General features: G+C 60.5%; 17 protein-coding genes. 5 read left to right on the forward strand and 12 right to left on the reverse strand.

Going from position 1 to position 19,232, the window contains the following annotated elements:
- Window positions 1-210 precede the first annotated feature (210 nt).
- The 5 genes from ACI77D_RS25980 to ACI77D_RS26000 are packed head-to-tail and all read left to right on the forward strand — an operon-like array spanning window position 211 to window position 5,768.
- Entirely contained in the window at window positions 211-1,860 is a 1,650-nt protein-coding gene (locus ACI77D_RS25980; protein WP_221294807.1) for an AMP-binding protein, read from the forward strand.
- A gap of 21 nt (window positions 1,861-1,881) precedes the next feature.
- A complete protein-coding gene (locus ACI77D_RS25985; protein ID WP_064452485.1) occupies window positions 1,882-2,649 on the forward strand; it encodes an SDR family NAD(P)-dependent oxidoreductase in 768 nt (255 codons plus the stop codon).
- Between the two features lie 12 nt (window positions 2,650-2,661).
- On the forward strand, window positions 2,662-3,846 hold the full coding sequence (locus tag ACI77D_RS25990; protein ID WP_064452484.1) for an acetyl-CoA C-acyltransferase: 1,185 nt from the start codon (window positions 2,662-2,664) through the stop codon (window positions 3,844-3,846).
- A gap of 9 nt (window positions 3,847-3,855) precedes the next feature.
- Window positions 3,856-4,983, forward strand: a complete 1,128-nt coding sequence (locus ACI77D_RS25995) for an acyl-CoA dehydrogenase (protein WP_407017755.1) — start codon at window positions 3,856-3,858, stop codon at window positions 4,981-4,983.
- An 11-nt stretch (window positions 4,984-4,994) separates the two neighbouring features.
- Entirely contained in the window at window positions 4,995-5,768 is a 774-nt protein-coding gene (locus tag ACI77D_RS26000) for an enoyl-CoA hydratase (protein WP_064452482.1), read from the forward strand.
- A 206-nt stretch (window positions 5,769-5,974) separates the two neighbouring features.
- Here the strand turns inward: ACI77D_RS26000 and ACI77D_RS26005 are convergent, their stop codons facing one another.
- The 12 genes from ACI77D_RS26005 to arnC all read right to left on the reverse strand — a co-directional run bounded on the left by ACI77D_RS26005 (window position 5,975) and on the right by arnC (window position 19,039).
- Window positions 5,975-7,126: an acyl-CoA dehydrogenase family protein gene (locus ACI77D_RS26005; protein WP_407017756.1), complete on the reverse strand. Its 1,152-nt coding sequence runs from the start codon at window positions 7,124-7,126 to the stop codon at window positions 5,975-5,977.
- Between the two features lie 3 nt (window positions 7,127-7,129).
- Window positions 7,130-8,248 (reverse strand): enoyl-CoA hydratase/isomerase family protein, encoded by a 1,119-nt coding sequence (locus ACI77D_RS26010; protein WP_407017757.1) that lies wholly within the window; start codon window positions 8,246-8,248, stop codon window positions 7,130-7,132.
- 131 nt (window positions 8,249-8,379) lie between these two features.
- Window positions 8,380-9,090 (reverse strand): HPP family protein, encoded by a 711-nt coding sequence (locus tag ACI77D_RS26015; protein ID WP_064452479.1) that lies wholly within the window; start codon window positions 9,088-9,090, stop codon window positions 8,380-8,382.
- 173 nt (window positions 9,091-9,263) lie between these two features.
- Window positions 9,264-9,458, reverse strand: a complete 195-nt coding sequence (locus ACI77D_RS26020; RefSeq protein WP_407017766.1) for a type VI secretion system contractile sheath small subunit — start codon at window positions 9,456-9,458, stop codon at window positions 9,264-9,266.
- Window positions 9,459-9,724: 266 nt separating this feature from the next.
- Window positions 9,725-11,347 (reverse strand): ArnT family glycosyltransferase, encoded by a 1,623-nt coding sequence (locus tag ACI77D_RS26025; protein ID WP_407017758.1) that lies wholly within the window; start codon window positions 11,345-11,347, stop codon window positions 9,725-9,727.
- Between the two features lie 3 nt (window positions 11,348-11,350).
- Window positions 11,351-12,730 carry a UDP-glucose/GDP-mannose dehydrogenase family protein gene (locus ACI77D_RS26030; RefSeq protein ID WP_064452477.1) on the reverse strand — a complete coding sequence of 460 codons (1,380 nt, stop codon included), beginning with the start codon at window positions 12,728-12,730 and terminating at the stop codon, window positions 11,351-11,353.
- A complete protein-coding gene (gene arnF, locus ACI77D_RS26035) occupies window positions 12,727-13,140 on the reverse strand; it encodes a 4-amino-4-deoxy-L-arabinose-phosphoundecaprenol flippase subunit ArnF (RefSeq protein ID WP_064452476.1) in 414 nt (137 codons plus the stop codon). Before arnF ends, ACI77D_RS26030 begins: the two co-directional genes overlap by 4 nt.
- Window positions 13,137-13,484, reverse strand: a complete 348-nt coding sequence (arnE, locus tag ACI77D_RS26040; RefSeq protein ID WP_064452475.1) for a 4-amino-4-deoxy-L-arabinose-phosphoundecaprenol flippase subunit ArnE — start codon at window positions 13,482-13,484, stop codon at window positions 13,137-13,139. Before arnE ends, arnF begins: the two co-directional genes overlap by 4 nt.
- Entirely contained in the window at window positions 13,481-15,136 is a 1,656-nt protein-coding gene (gene arnT, locus ACI77D_RS26045) for a lipid IV(A) 4-amino-4-deoxy-L-arabinosyltransferase (RefSeq protein ID WP_407017759.1), read from the reverse strand. Before arnT ends, arnE begins: the two co-directional genes overlap by 4 nt.
- A complete protein-coding gene (gene arnD / locus ACI77D_RS26050) occupies window positions 15,133-16,017 on the reverse strand; it encodes a 4-deoxy-4-formamido-L-arabinose-phosphoundecaprenol deformylase (protein WP_064452473.1) in 885 nt (294 codons plus the stop codon). The genes arnT and arnD overlap by 4 nt, the downstream gene beginning before the upstream one ends.
- Window positions 16,017-18,008 (reverse strand): bifunctional UDP-4-amino-4-deoxy-L-arabinose formyltransferase/UDP-glucuronic acid oxidase ArnA, encoded by a 1,992-nt coding sequence (gene arnA, locus ACI77D_RS26055; protein ID WP_064452472.1) that lies wholly within the window; start codon window positions 18,006-18,008, stop codon window positions 16,017-16,019. The genes arnD and arnA overlap by 1 nt, the downstream gene beginning before the upstream one ends.
- A complete protein-coding gene (gene arnC, locus ACI77D_RS26060) occupies window positions 18,005-19,039 on the reverse strand; it encodes an undecaprenyl-phosphate 4-deoxy-4-formamido-L-arabinose transferase (RefSeq protein WP_064452471.1) in 1,035 nt (344 codons plus the stop codon). The genes arnA and arnC overlap by 4 nt, the downstream gene beginning before the upstream one ends.
- Between the last annotated feature and the right edge of the window lie 193 nt (window positions 19,040-19,232).

The raw sequence follows: 19,232 nt of genomic DNA on the forward strand, positions 1-19,232 counted from the left end.
GGTGGCGCAGGCCATCAGGTTAGAAGCAAGCGCTGGGGGCGTCCAATCACTTGGGCTGACCGGCTGATCAGCGCAATCAATGATTGGCCAAACCAGTCAGCCAAGTTGAAGGCTTTGACCATTGCTGCTGCGCCGCTCCAGAGCGACTATTTCAGCGATTCTTGTCCTCAAAACCGTCATCAAAATAAAAATACAGAAGGATTTGAAGCAATGCGTGAGTACCTGGCTGCCATCACCGAATTCGATTATCAGCACACCGTCGATGCCGCACTGGCCGGCAATCTACAGGCGCTCAATGCCTGCGTGGAATGCTGCGACCGGCACGCGCTACCGGGGCGCATCGCGTTGTTCTGGGAGGGCAAGGACGGGCAGAGCGCCACGTCTACCTTTACCCAACTGCAGGACCAGGCGGCCCGCTTCGCCAATTTCCTGCAGGCCCAGGGCGTCAAACGCGGTGACAAGGTGGCGGGCCTGCTGCCCCGCACGGCTGAATTGCTGGTGGTGGTGTTGGCGACCTGGCGCATCGGCGCGGTCTATCAGCCGTTATTTACTGCGTTTGGCCCCAAGGCTATTGAGCATCGTCTGAGCAGCTCCGCCGCGGCGCTGGTGGTCACCGATGCGGTGAACCGCCCGAAACTGGCGGAGGTGCAGGGTTGCCCAACCATTGTCACGGTCGCGGGTGCCAAGGGTGAAGGCCTCGTGCGGGGCGATTACAGTTTCTGGGCCGAATTGCCCAACTATTCCCCGGTGTGCGAGCCGGTGTTGCTGGGCGGCGATGACCCTTTCCTGCTGATGTTCACCTCGGGCACCACCGGCCCGTCGAAAGCGCTGTCGGTGCCGCTCAAGGCGATCGTTGCGTTTCAGCGCTACACCCGTGACGCGGTGGACCTGCGCCCTGAAGATGCGTTCTGGAATGTGGCCGACCCAGGCTGGGCCTACGGTATCTATTTCGGCGTGACCGGGCCGTTGTCCATGGGCCACCCGATCACCTTCTACGATGGCCCCTTTACCCTCGAAAGCACCTGCCGGGTGATCAATAAATACGGGATTACCAACCTGACCGGCTCTCCCACGGCGTATCGCCTGCTGATTGCCGGTGGTGAGCAGTTCGCCCGCTCGATCAAGGGCAAGCTGCGCATCGTCAGCAGCGCCGGCGAGCCGCTGAACCCGGAGGTCATCCGTTGGTTCGCCGATAACCTGGGCGTCACTATTCACGACCACTACGGCCAGACCGAACTGGGCATGGTGCTCTGCAACCACCATGGCCTGGCGCACCCGGTGCACGTCGGCTCGGCCGGTTTTGCCTCACCGGGGCATCGTATCGTGGTGCTGGATGACGATTACCAGGAGTTGCCCGCCGGGCAACCGGGAATCCTGGCCATCGACCGTGAACAATCGCCAATGTGCTGGTTTGCGGGGTATGACGGGGTCAAGACCAAAGCCTTCGTGGGCAAGTACTACCTCAGTGGCGACACCGTCGAGCTGAACCCTGACGCCAGCATCAGTTTTGTCGGGCGCAGTGATGATGTGATCACCACTTCCGGTTACCGCGTGGGGCCGTTCGACGTGGAAAGCGCGCTGGTCGAGCACCCGGCTGTCATCGAGGCTGCGGTGGTCGGTAAACCCTGCCCGGAGCGCACCGAACTGGTGAAAGCGTTTGTGGTGATCAACGAGCAATACCGCGCCACCCCGGAATTGGCCGAAGAGCTGCGCCTGTATGTGCGCCAACGCCTGGCCGCCCATGCCTACCCACGAGAAATCGAATTCGTCAGTGACTTGCCCAAGACCCCGAGCGGCAAGCTGCAGCGCTTTATTTTGCGTAATCAGGAAATCGCCAAGGCCCAAGCGGCACTGGCTTGATCAACTTTTAAGGAAACAATGATGCAGATTGAAAACAAGGTATTCCTGGTCAGCGGCGGTGCCTCGGGCCTCGGCGCGGCCACCGCTGACATGCTCATCGCGGCCGGTGCCAAAGTGATGCTGGTGGACCTGAACGCCGAGGCCGTGGCGGCCAAAGCCCTACAGCTCGGCGAGAACGCCCGCAGTGCGGTGGCAGATATCAGCCAGGAAGCCGCTGCTGAAGCTGCCGTTCACGCCACCGTTGCAGCCTTTGGTGGTTTGCATGGCCTGGTGAATTGCGCCGGTGTCGTACGCGGCGAGAAGATCCTCGGCAAGAACGGCCCCCACGGCCTGGCCAGCTTTGCCCAGGTGATCAACGTCAACCTGATCGGTAGCTTCAACCTGTTGCGCCTGGCTGCTGCGGCAATGGCCGACACCGAGGCGAATGCCGACGGTGAGCGCGGTGTAATCATCAACACCGCATCGGTGGCCGCCTTTGACGGGCAGATCGGCCAGGCGGCGTATGCCGCCTCCAAAGGCGCCATTGCCAGCCTGACCTTGCCCGCCGCGCGCGAATTGGCACGCTATGGCATTCGGGTGATGACCATTGCCCCCGGCATCTTCGAGACGCCAATGATGGCGGGTATGACGCCGGAAGTGCGCGATTCCCTGGCTGCCGGCGTGCCATTTCCGCCGCGCCTGGGCAAACCGTCCGAATACGCTGCGCTGGTGCGGCACATCATTGAAAACAGCATGCTCAATGGCGAGGTGATCCGTCTCGACGGTGCCTTGCGCATGGCGGCCAAATAAGGAGAATTATTCATGAGCGATCCGATTGTCATAGTCAGCGCCGTGCGCACGCCCATGGGCGGTTTCCAGGGCGACCTCAAAGGTCTGACCGCACCGCAACTGGGCGCCGCCGCGATTCGCGCGGCTGTCGAGCGCGCCGGTATTGCGTCCGATGCCGTGGATGAAGTGTTGTTCGGTTGTGTGCTGCCCGCAGGCCTGGGCCAGGCGCCTGCGCGTCAGGCGGCCCTGGGTGCCGGGCTGGACAAGGCCACCCGCTGCACCACGCTGAACAAGATGTGTGGTTCAGGCATGGAAGCGACCATGCTAGCCCACGACGCGTTGTTGGCCGGCAGTGTCGAAGTGGTGATCGCCGGTGGCATGGAGAGTATGTCCAACGCGCCGTACCTGCTCGACCGTGCGCGCAGCGGCTACCGCATGGGCCATGGCAAGGTGCTCGACCATATGTTTCTCGACGGCCTGGAAGATGCGTATGACAAGGGCCGCCTGATGGGCACCTTTGCCGAAGACTGCGCCGAGCACAACGGGTTTACCCGTGAAGCCCAGGACGCGTTCGCCATCGCCTCGCTGACCCGTGCGCAAGCGGCGATTACCGGCGGCAGCTTCGCTGCGGAGATCGTTCCGGTGCAGGTCACCGTTGGTAAAGAGCAAAAAACCATCGTGCATGACGAACAGCCACCCAAAGCCAGGCTGGACAAGATCAGCAGTCTGAAACCGGCGTTTCGTGAAGGCGGCACCGTGACGGCGGCCAACTCCAGTTCGATTTCCGATGGCGCGGCGGCGTTGCTGCTGATGCGCCAGTCCGAGGCGCAAAAGCGCGGTCTCAAGCCGCTGGCGGTGATCCACGGGCATGCTGCATTTGCCGATGAGCCGGGGCTGTTCCCGGTGGCGCCGGTGGGCGCAATTCGCAAGCTGATGAGCAAGACCGGCTGGCACCTGGGCGACGTAGATTTGTTCGAGATCAACGAAGCCTTCGCGGTCGTCAGCCTGGTGACGATGAGCAAGCTGGATATCCCCCACAGCAAGGTCAACATCCACGGCGGCGCCTGTGCCTTGGGGCATCCGATCGGCGCCTCCGGCGCGCGCATTCTGGTGACCTTGCTCTCGGCCCTGCGCCAGAAAGGCCTCAAGCGTGGCGTTGCCGCCATCTGCATCGGCGGTGGTGAAGCCACGGCCATGGCCGTCGAATGTCTGTATTAAGGACTCAACATGCTGCCCAATGACGAACAACTGCAAATCAGCGAGGCGGCCCGGCAATTTGCCCAGGAACGCCTGAAACCGTTCGCCGCCGAATGGGACCGCGAGCACCGTTTCCCCAAGGAAGCCATCGGCGAAATGGCCGAGCTGGGCTTTTTCGGCATGCTGGTGCCGGACCAGTGGGGCGGTTGCGACACCGGCTACCTGGCCTATGCCATGGCGCTGGAAGAAATCGCCGCCGGTGACGGCGCGTGCTCAACCATCATGAGCGTGCACAACTCGGTGGGTTGCGTGCCGATTCTCAAGTTCGGCAACGATCAGCAGAAAGAACTGTTCCTCAAACCCTTGGCCAGTGGCGCCATGCTCGGTGCTTTCGCATTGACCGAGCCACAGGCAGGCTCTGATGCCAGTAGCCTGAAAACCCGTGCGCGCCTTGAAGGCGACCATTACGTGCTCAATGGTTGCAAACAGTTCATCACCTCCGGACAGAACGCCGGCATTGTGATTGTGTTTGCGGTCACTGACCCGGCAGCCGGCAAACGTGGGATCAGCGCGTTTATCGTGCCTACCGACTCACCGGGTTACACGGTCGCGCGGGTGGAAGACAAGCTGGGCCAGCACGCGTCCGACACGTGCCAGATTCTGTTTGAGGATGTGAAGGTGCCCGTCGCCAATCGCTTGGGCGAGGAGGGCGAAGGCTACAAGATCGCCCTGGCCAACCTCGAAGGCGGGCGTGTGGGTATTGCCTCGCAATCGGTGGGCATGGCCCGCGCCGCGTTTGAAGCAGCACGCGACTATGCACGTGAGCGCGAAAGCTTTGGTAAAGCGTTGATTGAGCACCAGGCGGTGGCGTTCCGCCTGGCGGACATGGCCACTCAAATCGCGGTCGCCCGGCAAATGGTGCATTACGCCGCCGCGCTGCGTGACAGCGGCAAGCCGGCGCTGGTCGAAGCGTCGATGGCCAAGCTGTTTGCCTCGGAAATGGCCGAGAAAGTCTGCTCCGCCGCCTTGCAAACCTTGGGCGGTTACGGTTACCTGAGCGACTTCCCCCTGGAGCGGATCTACCGCGATGTGCGGGTCTGCCAGATTTACGAAGGCACCAGCGACATTCAACGCATGGTCATCTCACGCAATCTTTAAGGAGCCAATACATGAGTTATGAAACCATTTTGCTCGAAGTGCAGGGCCGCGTCGGGTTGATTACCCTTAATCGCCCGCACGCGCTGAATGCCTTGAATGCGCAGTTGGTCAGCGAGTTGAACCAGGCGCTCGACAGCCTGGAAGCCAACCCGCAAATCGGTTGCATCGTGTTGACCGGCTCCAAAAAAGCCTTCGCTGCCGGTGCCGACATCAAGGAAATGGCCGAGCTGACTTACCCGCAGATCTACCTCGACGACCTGTTCAGCGACAGTGACCGCGTGGCCAACCGCCGCAAGCCGATCATTGCGGCCGTTAATGGGTTCGCCCTGGGCGGCGGCTGCGAACTGGCGTTGATGTGCGACTTCATCCTGGCCGGTGATACGGCGAAGTTCGGTCAGCCGGAAATCAACCTCGGTGTATTGCCGGGCATGGGCGGCACTCAGCGCCTGACCCGCGCAGTGGGCAAGGCCAAGGCCATGGAAATGTGCCTGACCGGGCGTTTTATCGATGCGGTGGAAGCTGAGCGCTGCGGGATTGTCGCGCGCATTGTGCCGGCCGATGAACTGCTGGAAGAGGCGCTGAAAGTCGCCACACTGATTGCCGGCAAGTCAGTGCCGATCAGCATGATGGTCAAGGAAAGTGTGAACCGCGCGTTTGAAGTGAGCCTGTCCGAAGGCGTGCGCTTTGAACGCCGGGTGTTCCATGCAGCGTTTGCGACGCAAGACCAGAAGGAAGGCATGGCGGCATTTGTAGCCAAGCGCGCGCCTGAATTCAAGGACCAGTAAGCTGACCCCAAGAACACGGTAGACCCCATGGTGGGAGCGGGCTTGCTCGCGAATGCGGTGGGGCAATCAACATCAATGTTTGCTTCAGGCCGCCTTCGCGAGCAAGCCCGCTCCCACATTTGATCTTCGCTGCATTGAGCATTTCGTTCGCTTAACTGACTGGCATTAGGGCAAGACCGCTCCCACAGGTGGGAGCGGCGTATCTGTTAGAGCTGGTAGTGCTTGAGCTCTCGGGCAATGACCATCCGCTGAATCTCACTGGTCCCTTCGTAAATCTGCGTAATCCTGGCATCCCGGTAGTAACGCTCCACCGGGTAATCCTCAAGATACCCATAGCCGCCATGAATCTGCATCGCTGAAGAGCAGACCTTTTCGGCCATTTCCGAGGCGAACAGCTTGGCCTGGGAGGCTTCCGACAAGCATGGTTTGCCGGCACTGCGCAGGCGCGCGGCGTGCAGGATCAGCAGGCGTGCGGCATTGAGCCGGGTTTGCATGTCTGCCAGCAGGTTGGCGATGCTCTGGTGCTCAATGATTGCCTGATTGAATTGCACGCGATCACGGGCGTACGCCAGCGCCGCCTCAAACGCTGCCCGTGCGATGCCTAACGCTTGGGCGGCAATACCGATGCGCCCGCCTTCGAGGTTGGACAGGGCGATGGCCAGGCCTCTGCCGCGTTCACCCAGCAGGTTGGCTTCGGGCACTGTGCACTCGCTGAGTGTGACGGCGCAGGTATCCGAGGCGCGAATGCCCATCTTGTGTTCCGTGCGATCAACCACAAACCCCGGCGTCTGGGTGGGCACCAGGAACGCGGAAATACCTTTTTTGCCCAACGCCGGGTCAGTCACCGCAAACACAATGGCTAACTTGGCGCGCTTGCCGTTGCTGACAAACTGCTTGGCGCCATTGATTACCCACTGGCCATCACGCAGCTCAGCGCGGGTGCGCAGGTTGTGGGCTTCGGAGCCGGCCTGGGGTTCGGTCAGGCAGAAGCAGCCAATGGCCTGGCCGCTGGCAAGGTCGGGCAGCCAGGTTTGTTTCTGTTCGTGTGTGCCGTAGTTGAGGATTGGCCCGCAACCCACTGAGTTGTGGATACTCATCAGCGCGCCGGTAGCACCATCACCGGCAGAAATCTCTTCTACCGCCAGCGCATAAGCCACGTAGTCGACGTAGGTGCCGCCCCATTCCTCAGGGACCACCATGCCCAACAGGCCCAATTCACCCATTTTTGCGACCAAAACGTCATCGATCCAGCCGGCTTTTTCCCACGCTTGCGCATGCGGGGCGATTTCGCCACGGGCAAAGTCGCGCGCCATGTCACGGATCATTACCTGTTCTTCAGTGTATTCAATATCTTGCATGGCCTATTTCCCAGTCTGCACGAAGTCGCGGAAGAAGCTGTCGACATGGCTGGCGTCCAGCCCGTGGACAGTCGGCGGGTTCCAACGGGGCGTTTTGTCTTTATCGATGATCAGGGCACGAACCCCTTCGATCAGGTCGCCGCGTTCGAACCACTGGCGATCCAGGTGCAGTTCCAGGGCAAAGCACTGCTCCAGCGGCAGGCGGCGGCCACGGCGCAGCATTTGCAGGGTTACGGCCATGGCCAGCGGCGAGCGGGTTTGCATCAGGTTAACGGTACTCAGGGCCCATTCGTGGCTGTCGGCGACGGTGACTTCCTGCAGTTGCTCAACGATGCTCTGCACGTCCGGCAAGGCGAAGAAGTGGTCGATAGCAGGTCGCAGCGCTGCCAGTGGTGCATCGGGCAATTGCTGTACGGCCAGTTTGGCCAATACGCCTTGCAGGTCCTTGAGCGGCGAGTCCTGCCACTGCAATTGATCGAGCTTGCGGTCCAGCTCGCTGAGTTTGGCGCTGTCGATAGACCAGTCCGCCAACCCGCAATACAACGCATCGGCCGCGCGAATCTGTACGCCGGTGAGGCCGAGGTAAATCCCCAGTTCGCCCGGAATGCGGGGCAGGAAGTAGCTACCGCCCACATCCGGGAAATAGCCGATGGCCACTTCCGGCATGGCCAGGCGGCTGCGCTCAGTGACTACGCGCAGGTCGGCACCTTGCACCAGGCCCATCCCACCGCCCAGCACAAACCCGTCCATCAGGGCCAATACGGGTTTGCGGTAATGATGAATGGCCAGGTCGAGGGCGTATTCTTCAACGAAAAAATCTTCGTGCAGACTGTCGCCGTTCTTGAAGCTTTCGTACAGCGAACGGATGTCGCCACCGGCGCAGAAGGCTTTTTCACCGGCGCCGCGCAGTACCACGGCGTAAACCTGCGGATCATCCGCCCAGGCCTGTAACTGCGCGGTCAAGCTGCGGACCATCTCCAGGGTAATGGCGTTCAAGCCTGCGGGGCGATTGAGGGTGAGGTGGCCGATATGGTTACGCACGTCGGCCAGCACCTCGTGCTTAAGGGCCTCCTGCTGAAGAGCCTCGGCGCGGCTTGCTTCGGATGAAACCTGAGCAGTCATCTGTAACTCCCTGCTTTTATTGTTCTTTATCAAGATGTTCGCGAACGAACCCTCTCGCGATCGTACCAGTGCAAATTTGCCCCGTACAACCCGGAATCATGCAGGTCGTTTTTGCATTTATGCAGATGAGGTCAAGCGACTCGGCTGGCCAGTACCTGGCCAATGCTGCGACGCCGTGCATGGCCTTCGGCCGCGTGGATCAGTTGTTCCAGCTCGGTCGGTTGCACATCGTAAAACTGCTCCATCTCGGCCATGGCCAGCTTCAGGTCGGCTGCGGTGATGGCGGCGTCTGCCCCCGATGGCGCAGTGCCGATAATGACCGCAGGTGATTCGCCCGTACCCTTGGGATAACGCGTGCGCGTGGCGTTGTTATAGGCCAACGCGCATACCAGCAGGGCACACGCGCCGAGCATGACCGGGGCCAACTCCTGCCAACCCAGCGCAATAGAGGCGGGGTCGGCAAGCACCAGGGTCATGGCCAGGCCACCGGCGGGTGGGTGCAAGCAACGCAGCCAGCACATCAGGATGACGGTCATGCCGGCCGCCAGGCAAGCGCTGCCCAGCGTACGGCCCAATACCCGAGCGACCAGCAACCCCACCACGGCGGCGCACAAATAGCTGCCAATAATCGACCAGGGTTGGGCCAGCGCACCGGACGACACCGCAAAGAGCAGCACGGCCGAAGCGCCAAGGGGACCGAGCAGGTGCAGTGCGACTTCCATTCCAAATAGCCGGGCACACACCCAGACACTGAACAGCGTGCCTACGGCCATGCCGACTGCGGCGCGGCTCCATTCGGCAGGGCGGGTATTGATTGCAGCGGGTAACCAGCGAGCGAGCATCGAAGCAGTCCATCAATAGCAGGCGAAAAAAAGGGCTTGGCGGGTTTCCCGCAAAAGCCCTTTGAAAGTTCCAACAGTTGGGGGAGGAACACTGAACAGTGTGCCGACCTGGGCACCCTGGCGCCACTGCATATTAATGAGGGTTGAATGCAAAAAAAGTGAAGTTATAGGGCTTAATCAAAAGGGATCAGGCGTGTCTGCTGCGCGAACGGTCTGTTGATCCTCCCGAGAACACGCGTATCGATCTCTTCATTGAACAACTGCCTTTGCAGATTCGCCTGCAGCGCGGTGTTATCGGCCAAGGGGCCCTTCAACGCCACCAACGCGTCGCGCAGCTCCATCAGCCGATCCAGCCTCGGCGCAGGCATAAGCAACAAATCTTCTGGCACGGTATTGCCCTTTTAATGATGGCGGCCACTGTGCGTTGAAGGGATGGCAGCGTCCTGTAGTAGATAGTTAACGCACTTGGCGAACGAGTCTACATTTGGGTTCCAGGCATCGGAAGGCAAAGCGCACCAGCCTTTACGCATAGCAACGTAGGTGCTTTCCGGGCGCTAATAACGAAAAACGCCCACTCTTTGAGGAGTGGGCGTTGTTTCCGTCAGACTGCTGTGACCGCGATCAGTGAACGCGATCAAGGCGCTGAGACTTTCTCCAGATGCAGCAACACATAAGGATCTTTGTCGAACTCTCCACTGAGCGTCGGTGTGATCGAGCGCAAGCGTGGATCTTGCAGTTTTTCGAAGTCCTGAGCACTCATCACCAGCCAGGCCGGCCCTTGCAACGGGGCGAGATCTGCGGACGATTGGGTAAACAGTGGCACCTTATCGCAGTTGAAGTTGACCATGAACTTGATGGCTTTCGCATCTTTACCCAAGCCATGCAGTACCACCGGTGCCGGTTGCTGCAGGATTTGCGCTTTGACCGCGAGGCTGAAGGTGCGGGTGTCGTAGAGCGTGCGTTCCAGCGGTTCGACCACCACGATGTAGGTCGACCAGAGCGCCAGCACTGCCGCGAAGGCGGGCCCCAGCGGCCGCAGGCGTGCTTTGAGGAGTGACAGCAACGCCAGCCCCTGAAGCACACCCAGTAACGTGAAGATCAGCCCAAGGTTGTCCAGCTGCGCCGGGTAACGCTTGCGCGCCACCACCAATCCGATCACCAGGAGCGCCGGCAGCAGCGTCCAGATACCCAGCATCAAAGCGCGTAGCGCCGCGAACAGTCGCCCCTGGGTGACCTGGAACGGGTAGGCCGCAATGATCGCCGCCATGGGCAGCATCGGCAGTATGTAGCGGGCCTTTTTGGCCTGGGGTACCGACAGGCCCAGCATCACCAGCAGACCGGCCGCCGCGCAATACAACACCAGTTGCAACGCCGGGTCCGGCGCTCGGCGCCCGCCGACGACGACCGCCAACAGCACCAACAACGCCAGCGGATAGGCCAACGCATAGTTGCCCATGGAGCTGGTGAAGTAATACAGCACGCCGCTGGAGCCTTCGGTGCCGTCCATACGCCCCAGGAACTGCATGCGGATCACGTCCTGCATGAAGTCTTCGCCACCGCTGAGCTTGGCCAGCAGCAGCAAGAGGCCGACGCATGCCACCAACAGGGCCAGTGCCAGCACACCAAAAGTGAACAGTTGGCGCCATTGGCGATTGATCAGGTAATAGCTGCAGAGTACGCCGGTCGGGATCACCAGGCCGATTGGCCCACGCACTGCAAAGCCTAGAATCACCAGCAGGAACAACCAATGCAGACGTTTGGCGGCACCGAAGTGATCGTGGGCGTAACCCAGGTAGAGCACCGCCAGGGCGATGGCGGCGAGCATCTGGTCCAGGGACACCGCACGGGTTTCACTGATGAAGGTGCTGCTGAGCAGCAACATCGCGATGCTCAACAGGCCCCAACGCGTGGAGTAGGGCGCCGTGAGGCGATACACCAGGGTTACGATCAGCGCTGACGCGATAGACGTAGGCAGCCATGCCGTCAGGCTGGTGACCTGGCCGAACGGCAAGGACAACAGCCACGTCAGCAGTGTTGAGGTCGCCAGGTAGTCAGCGTAGGGCTGGCCATAGGTGGTGGGAAAGAAGCTCGGCCCATGGCGCAGCATCTCCTGAGCAAACACCACGAAGCGCGAGTCGAACCCGATGATGGCCTGGTGCCAATTGCCGACGATAAACAGCACCAGTGCAAGGAGCCCAAGCCCCAGCGACTGGTTGCGGATCGTTGCAGTAAGCAAGGGCGGTTGAGCTTTGTTCACGTGTCAGTCTTCCTTGACCGGCGCTACCCAGTTTTGCTGAGGAATCGGCAACTCGCAGGAATCACCACGACCCATTGGGAAGTATTTGAAGCCTTTGCGCGCCAGGCGCTCGCCGTCGTACAGGTTGCGACCGTCGAAAATCACCGGGTTTTTCAGGCGGTCGAGGATCAGCTCGAAATCCGGGGCCTTGAACTGCTGCCATTCGGTGCAGACGATCAGCGCATCGGCGCCGCTCAAGGCGGACTCCGGTGTGCCCAGCAGCGTCAGCCGCGACTCGTCACCGTAGATTCGCTGGGTTTCCTGCATCGCTTCAGGGTCAAACGCACGTACATTGGCGCCCGCCGCCCAAAGGGCTTCCATCAGCACGCGGCTCGGTGCATCACGCATGTCATCGGTGTTGGGCTTGAAGGCCAGGCCCCACAACGCGAACGTCTTGCCTTTCAGCTCGCCCTTGAAGTAAGCATTGATACGTTCGAACAGCTTGCTCTTCTGGCGCTGGTTGATGGCTTCGACCGCTTCCAGCAGGTCGCTGGAGCAGTTGGCTTCCTTGGCGCTGTGGATCAGGGCGCGCATGTCTTTGGGGAAGCACGAACCGCCGTAGCCGCAACCCGGGTAGATGAAGTGGTAGCCAATTCGTGAGTCGGCGCCGATGCCCAGGCGTACGGCTTCGATGTCCGCACCCAGGTGTTCGGCCAGCTCGGCGATCTGGTTGATAAAGCTGATCTTGGTGGCCAGCATGCAGTTGGCGGCGTACTTGGTCAGTTCGGCGCTGCGCAGGTCCATGAAGATGATGCGGTCGTGGTTGCGGTTGAAGGGCGCATACAGGTCGCGCATCACTTCACGCACTTCTTCACGTTCGCAACCGATGATAATACGGTCCGGGCGGCGGCAGTCGGCAACGGCCGTGCCTTCCTTGAGGAATTCCGGGTTGGAGACGATATCGAATTCCAGGTGACGGCCTGCGATGTGCAGGTTTTTTTCGATATGGGCGCGCAAGGTGTCGCCGGTGCCGACGGGTACGGTGGACTTTTCCACCAGAATCACCGGTTCCACACGATGGCGGGACACGGCATCACCTACCGACAGCACATACTTGAGGTCGGCTGAGCCGTCTTCATCCGAGGGCGTGCCCACGGCGATAAAAAGCACTTCACCGTGTTCAACGGCGAGTTTTTCATCAAAGGTAAAGTGCAGGCGGCCACTTTCCAGGTTTTCCTTGACCATGGCAGCCAGGCCCGGTTCGAAGATGGTCACATGGCCTTTCTGAAGCGACTCGACCTTGCTCTTGTCAACGTCCATGCAGATCACATCGTGACCGACTTCGGCCAATACGGTGGCCTGTACCAGACCGACGTAACCGCTACCAAATACACTGATTTTCATGGGGCATTCCTGGGGCTTGCAACGCTAGCACGACGAGAGTTAATAACCAGAACACCGAGGATGACCAGCGCCACCCCCAGGGTTTTTGAAAGCGAAAAATGTTCGTTGAACACCGGCAGGCTGGCCGCCAGCAGGTACACCAGCGCGTAGCTGATGCTGAGCAGCGAATAGGCGCGACCCAGGGGTAAATGCTTGAGGGCGCCGAGCCAGCACACCATCGACAGCGCATAGGCGATGATTGCCAGGCTGACCACGCCCAGGGCGCCCAGATCAATGGCGTTGCTGTTGAATGCGCTCAGCCACTCGTCAGGCAGTGGCAGGCGCGTCATGCTCCAGCGCATGCCCAGTTGAGCGGCGCTCACCAGGCCGACGCTGCCCAGGGCCAGGGCAAACCCTTGCGCCCGGCTCATACGTGACGCCCCAGCAGTACAACGCCGCCGATGACCAGCGCCACACCGAGCCAATGACGGCCATCGATGTGCTCATGAAACACAAAGCGCGCCATCAGCGTCACCAGCACGAAATTCAAGCTGAGCATCGGGTAGGCGATGCCCACCTCCAGACGCTGTAACACCAGCAGCCACACCAACAGGCCCAGGCCCAGGCACACCAGCGCCGACCACAGCCACGGGGAGCGCAGTTTCGGCGCCCAACCGTCCGGCTGGTCACGCCAGCTTTCCACGGCAAATTTTTGCGAAACCTGGCCCATGCAGGTGAGCAGGCAGGCGCTTAATAGCAGAAGCAACGTGATCATTGCGCAGCCTGTGGGAAAATCAGGATCACGATATTGCCTTGCTCATAACGCTTGCCGTCCTGGGGCAGCAGGTTCACTTCAGCAACCTCATCGTCGCCCTTGACCCGCATCACCACGCCGACAGAACCCTTTTTGCGCGCTTCGCTCATCCATTGCTGGACTTCGCTGGTATCGATCTTGCGATGGGCGGTGTCCGGGTAGGCGATGCCGTATTTCACTTCGCCGACGGTGTTGTAGAGGCTGACGTCCGGGCGGCCCAAACGCCATGACAGGGCCGACGCGGCGCCCAGGTCATTGCTGAGCAGAGCGGTGGTCGGTTGCAGTTCTGGCAGGTGGTCGATGATGAACTGATCCGGCGTCTTGTTGTACACCACCGAATGGGGCAGGGCGGCCGGCACCAGAGCGACCAGCAACCAACTGCCGATCGCCGGCGCTGCCCACAGCTTCAAAGGACGCGCGGCCTGCAGCAGGTTGACCACAATCCAGCCGAACAGGAAGGTAAACACCAGCACCAGGCTGAGGGTTTCTTGTCCGTGTTCGTACACCGGGTTCTTCAATTGAAACCAGCTGATTGCCAACAAGGCCGCGATACCGATACCGAGGTTCAGCCAGCCGTTGATGCGCAGTGCGCGACTGTGTCCCCGGGCAAGTTTGTCGCTCAGGGTCGACCCCATCAGCAGGGCCAACGGCAGCAGGCAAGGCATGATGTACGACGGCAGCTTGCCTTTGGCCAGGCTGAAGAATGCCAGCGGCATTAATAGCCAGAGCAGCAGGAACGCGGTTTTAGGCAGGCGTTTTTCCAGCCAGGCGCGTTTCACCGTGGATGGCAGCAGGGCAATCCATGGCAACGAGAACGCGACCATCAGCGGCAGATAGAACCAGAATGGCTCGGCATGCTGGGCGTCATCCCCGGCGAAGCGTTGGATATGCTCGTGCCAGAAGAAGAAGTTCCAGTAGTCCGGCTCTTGCAGGTGCACAGCCAGGGCCCACGGCAGGCTGACCACAATCGCAACGACCACGGCGACCACGCCGTAAGCCAGCAATTCACGAAAGCGTTTCTGCCAGATTGCGTAGGGCAGGGCGATCAACACCGGCAGCAGCCAGGCCAGGAACCCTTTGGTCATGAAACCCATGCCACAGGCAAAACCGAGCATGGCCCAGGACCATAAACGGCCGCGGCGCGTGGTGCTGTCGAAGCAGAACCACAGCGCCACGCCGGTCAGGTTGACCCAGAAGGTGAATTGCGGGTCCAGGTTGGCATAACCGCCAAGCAAGGCCACGCTGACAAAACTCATGTACAGCACCGTGCTGACCAGGCTTTTTTGCGGGTCGTTCCACAGTCGGCGAGACACAAGATAGACCAGCAGGATGCTCAACCCGGTGCTCAGCGCGGACGCAAAGCGCACGCCGAACAGGTTTTGCCCGAAAATCGCCTGGCCCAGCGCAATCATCCAATAGCCGGCGGCGGGTTTCTCGAAGTAGCGGATGCCCATGAAGTGTGGCGAAGCCCACTTGCCGGTCAGCAGCATTTCCTGGCTGATTTGTGCATAACGGGTTTCATCCGGAATCCACAGGCCATGACTGGCCAGCGGTAACAGATAAAACACACCAAACGCCAACAGGAGCAGGGGCAATGCCCAGCGCCGGATCATGCCTGCTGTACTCCGAGCCATCCCTCGCGGCCGCTCAGCGCGCCGCGCACCAGGTGTTGCTGGGGCAGGGTGGTCACATCCGCGGGCAGCAGATCGCCCAAGGGTTTGAAGTCGATGCCGCGCTGCCCGGCCTGGGCGAGCAACTGGCGAAAATCTTCAGCCATCAGAATCCCTTCTACTTCTGCGTGGATCGTGTAGACGTTCAGCTTTGACGCGGTAAACCGGTCAAGAATAAAGCTGTTGAAATCTTTGGCAGCCACCACCGGACCGACGACTTCGTCAAAGGTCGGCAGGTCTACCGGAATTTGTGGGGTGCCCGCACTGCCATCGGCCAAGGTGGGTCGAAACAGGCTGGAGCCCCGGCAATCACTGTTGTAGCGAAAGTTGAAACCTTGTTTGGCTTGCACCACGCGTTCATCGGCACGCCAGCCGGCGGCGGCGGAACAGTCGATGCGTTCACCGAGAATGTCGCTCAAGGTGTCGACGCCGCGACGAATCTGCTCTACCAGTTGTGCGTCGCTCCAGCGCCCGGTGTTGGCCTGCCAGCCGTGGTGGTCCCACGCGTGCAGGCCGACTTCATGGCCGGCGGCCTTGGCCTGGCGCATCAAATGCCCCAGGTCACGACCAATCGGCTTGCCCGGCCAGGCGGTGCCGGCCAGCAAGATATCCCAGCCATACAGCCCGGCGGCATTGGAACGCAGCATCTTCCACAGGAATTGCGGACGGATGAGGCGCCACAAGTGGCGCCCCATGTTGTCCGGCCCAACGCTGAAGAAGAACGTCGCTTTCACCCCGGCTTCATCCAGGGATTCGAGCAACCGCGGCACACCTTCACGGGTGCCACGGTAGGTGTCGACGTCGATGCGAAGACCTGCCTGCATCAGCGCTTGTCCGCGATTTCGAGCATGGCTTCTTTAAGGAAGAAGTCCAGGGTGTTACCGATGGTTTCGCTCATCTCAACGGTTGGCTCCCAGTTCAGCAGGCGCTTGGCGTTTTCGATGCTTGGCTTGCGGTGCGCCACGTCCTGGTAACCGGTGCCGTAGAACGCCTTGCTCTCTACGTCGCGGAAACCGGCGAACGGAGGGAAGTTGCTACGCAGCGGGTGAGCTTCGAACTGACGCAGCAGCTCTTCGCCCAGCTGACGAATGCTGGCTTCGTTTTCCGGGTTGCCGATGTTGATGATCTGACCATTGCAGACATCGTTGTCGTTATCAATGATGCGTGCCAGGGCTTCGATGCCGTCAGCGATGTCGGTGAAGCAACGCTTCTGCTCGCCACCGTCGAACAGGCGGATTGGCGTGCCTTCTACCAGGTTCAGGATCAACTGGGTGATTGCACGGGAGCTGCCGATACGTGCCGAGTCCAGACGGTCCAGGCGCGGGCCCATCCAGTTGAACGGACGGAACAGGGTGAAGTTCAGGCCTTTGTCGCCGTAAGCCCAGATCACACGGTCCAGCAGTTGCTTGGAGACCGAGTAGATCCAGCGTTGCTTGTTGACCGGGCCAACCACCAGGTTGGAGGTGTCTTCGTCGAAGTACTGGTCCTGGCACATGCCATAGACTTCGGAGGTCGACGGGAAGATCACACGCTTGTTGTACTTGACGCAGTAGCGAACCAGTTTCAGGTTCTCTTCAAAGTCCAGTTCGAACACGCGCAGTGGGTTACGGGTGTATTCGATAGGGGTAGCGATGGCCACCAGCGGCAGGACCACGTCGCACTTCTTGATGTGGTACTCGATCCACTCGGAGTGAATGCTGATGTCGCCTTCCACGTAGTGGAAGTTCGGGTGGCTGCGCAGGCGCTCGATAGCGTCGGAACCGATATCCAGGCCGTAGATTTCGTAACGGTCGTCACGCAGCAGGCGCTCGGACAGGTGGTTACCGATGAAACCGTTCACACCCAGGATCAGTACGCGAGTACGACGTGGCTTGCGGCCGGACTCGGCGCCGCGCAGTACGGAACCGTCCACCAGGCCCAACTCGTCGGCCAGGGAAGGACCGGCCAGGTACAGGCCGTTTTCGTTGCGCTGGCCAAACTTGACCACCAGGGAATCTTCACCGCAGGCGATGCGCAGCGGGTTGACGCTGATCACACGGCCCGGGGCAATGCCTTCGTTGCCCTTGACCACATCGGCTTGCCAAACGATCAGTTTGTGCTCGCCTACGGCGCAGAAGGCGCCCGGGTAAGGTTGGGTGACGGCGCGAACCAGGTTGAACAGCTCTTCAGCCGGCTTTTTCCAGTCCAGTTTGCCATCGGCAGCGGTGCGGCGGCCGAAGTAGGTGGCCTGGCTTTCGTTCTGGGCAGTTTCCGCCAGCTTGCCTTGGGCCAGTTGTGGCAGGGCATCACGCAGCAGGTTGGTGGCCGCTTCACGCAGTTTGGCGTGCAGGGTCAGGCCAGTGTCAGTGCGGTCGATAACGACTTTTTGCTGGGCCAGGATCGCGCCGGCGTCGGCACGTTTGACCATGCGGTGCAGGGTCACGCCGGTTTCGGTTTCGCCGTTTACCAGCACCCAGTTGGCCGGGGCGCGGCCACGGTACTTAGGCAGCAGCGAGCCGTGCAGGTTGAACGCACCTTTCTTGGCGGTGGCCAGCAGGGCTTCGCTCAGCAGGTTGCGGTAGTAGAACGAGAAGATGAAATCCGGGTTCAGCTTGGCAATGCGCTCGATCCACAGTGGGTGGTTGGCGTCTTCCGGTGCATGTACCGGGATGCCGTTGCGGGCACAGAGTTGGGCGACGGAGCCGTAGAAATTATTTTCCTTGGGGTCGTCGGCATGGGTGAACACGGCAGCAATGTCGTAGCCGGCGGTCAGCAGGGCTTCAATGCCTGCACAGCCAATATCGTGATAAGCGAAGACAACAGCTTTTGAATTCATGACGAAACCTGATCGGAAGGAGAAGTGGAAGTGTGAGAACTTGTCAGGCCGTCGACCACGACGACCGGAGCAGGTGCTGCGGGTTGGTTACGCAGCACTTTTTCAATAAAGAAGCGTGGGCGGGCGCGCACGTCACTGTACATGCGGCCCAGGTATTCACCCAAGAGGCCCATGCCGATGAATTGACCGCCGGTGAACACGAACAATACCGCAAACAGTACAAACGTGCCTGAGCCTGCCCATTCGGCACCGAAGACCAATCGCAGGAATACCAGTGCAAAGGCAAACAGCATGCCCAGCGCCGCCAGGCTGAAACCGACGATGCTCAGCAGGCGCAGCGGGGTGGTGGTCATGCAGGTCAGCAGGTCGAACATCAGACTGATCAGGCGCATCGCGCTGTATTTGGACTCGCCGTGCTCGCGCTCGGCGTGATGCACCAGAATCTCGGTGGTGTGCCGGGCAAAGCCGTTGGCCAGGATCGGAATAAAGGTGCTGCGCTCACGGCAGGCGAGCATGGCGTCGACGATGGTGCGGCGGTAGGCGCGCAGCATGCAGCCGTAGTCGGTCATGGCCACGCCGGTGGAGCGTTGCACCGCCAGGTTGATCAGGCGCGAAGGCCAGCGGCGGAAGGCCGAGTCCTGGCGGTTGTTACGCACGGTTGCCACCACGTCGTAACCCAGGGCAGCTTGTTCCACCAGGCGCGGGATCTCTTCGGGCGGGTTCTGCAGGTCGGCGTCGAGGGTGATGACCACCTCGCCCCGGCACTGCTCGAAGCCGGCCATGATCGCCGCATGCTGGCCGTAGTTACGGTTGAGGATCACCGCCACCACGTTGCTGCCGTCTTCAGCGGCGGCGTCTTCAAGCAATTGAGCCGAGTTGTCGCGGCTACCGTCATCCACCAGGATGATTTCGTATTCGTAAGCCAGTTGCTTGCAGGCTGCCGTCGTGCGACGCAGCAATTCAGGCAGGCTCTCTTGTTCGTTGTAGACCGGGATAACGATCGACACGCAATGAATAGGGTAGGGTTTCAAAGATTCATGACCTCGGGGCTAGAGCAATTGAAGCGTGAAAACAGCAGTAATCAGTCGGTAAAACGCTGACTGATTAAACGTAGCGTGGGTTTGCGGCATTCATTCGACTTTCCTGAAGACGGGCAACGGATTCTTCCATGGGTATCAGATTAAAGACGAAATATATGAAAGGTAAAGCGTAATCAACAGGTTA

This window comes from Pseudomonas sp. O39, assembly GCF_045447295.1.
Lineage (GTDB): Bacteria > Pseudomonadota > Gammaproteobacteria > Pseudomonadales > Pseudomonadaceae > Aquipseudomonas > Aquipseudomonas antarctica_A.

Excerpts from the sequence above, each read along its gene's own strand:
- arnT (WP_407017759.1), bottom strand. The coding sequence starts at position 15,136 with ATGATCCGGCGCTGGGCATTGCCCCTGCTCCTGTTGGCGTTTGGTGTG.
- ACI77D_RS25980 (WP_221294807.1), top strand. The coding sequence starts at position 211 with ATGCGTGAGTACCTGGCTGCCATCACCGAATTCGATTATCAGCACACC.
- arnE (WP_064452475.1), bottom strand. The coding sequence starts at position 13,484 with ATGATCACGTTGCTTCTGCTATTAAGCGCCTGCCTGCTCACCTGCATG.
- ACI77D_RS25990 (WP_064452484.1), top strand. The coding sequence starts at position 2,662 with ATGAGCGATCCGATTGTCATAGTCAGCGCCGTGCGCACGCCCATGGGC.
- arnD (WP_064452473.1), bottom strand. The coding sequence starts at position 16,017 with ATGCAGGCAGGTCTTCGCATCGACGTCGACACCTACCGTGGCACCCGT.
- ACI77D_RS26010 (WP_407017757.1), bottom strand. The coding sequence starts at position 8,248 with ATGACTGCTCAGGTTTCATCCGAAGCAAGCCGCGCCGAGGCTCTTCAG.
- ACI77D_RS26015 (WP_064452479.1), bottom strand. The coding sequence starts at position 9,090 with ATGCTCGCTCGCTGGTTACCCGCTGCAATCAATACCCGCCCTGCCGAA.
- ACI77D_RS26020 (WP_407017766.1), bottom strand. The coding sequence starts at position 9,458 with ATGCCTGCGCCGAGGCTGGATCGGCTGATGGAGCTGCGCGACGCGTTG.
- ACI77D_RS26030 (WP_064452477.1), bottom strand. The coding sequence starts at position 12,730 with ATGAAAATCAGTGTATTTGGTAGCGGTTACGTCGGTCTGGTACAGGCC.
- ACI77D_RS25985 (WP_064452485.1), top strand. The coding sequence starts at position 1,882 with ATGCAGATTGAAAACAAGGTATTCCTGGTCAGCGGCGGTGCCTCGGGC.
- ACI77D_RS25995 (WP_407017755.1), top strand. The coding sequence starts at position 3,856 with ATGCTGCCCAATGACGAACAACTGCAAATCAGCGAGGCGGCCCGGCAA.
- ACI77D_RS26005 (WP_407017756.1), bottom strand. The coding sequence starts at position 7,126 with ATGCAAGATATTGAATACACTGAAGAACAGGTAATGATCCGTGACATG.
- arnA (WP_064452472.1), bottom strand. The coding sequence starts at position 18,008 with ATGAATTCAAAAGCTGTTGTCTTCGCTTATCACGATATTGGCTGTGCA.
- arnF (WP_064452476.1), bottom strand. The coding sequence starts at position 13,140 with ATGAGCCGGGCGCAAGGGTTTGCCCTGGCCCTGGGCAGCGTCGGCCTG.
- ACI77D_RS26000 (WP_064452482.1), top strand. The coding sequence starts at position 4,995 with ATGAGTTATGAAACCATTTTGCTCGAAGTGCAGGGCCGCGTCGGGTTG.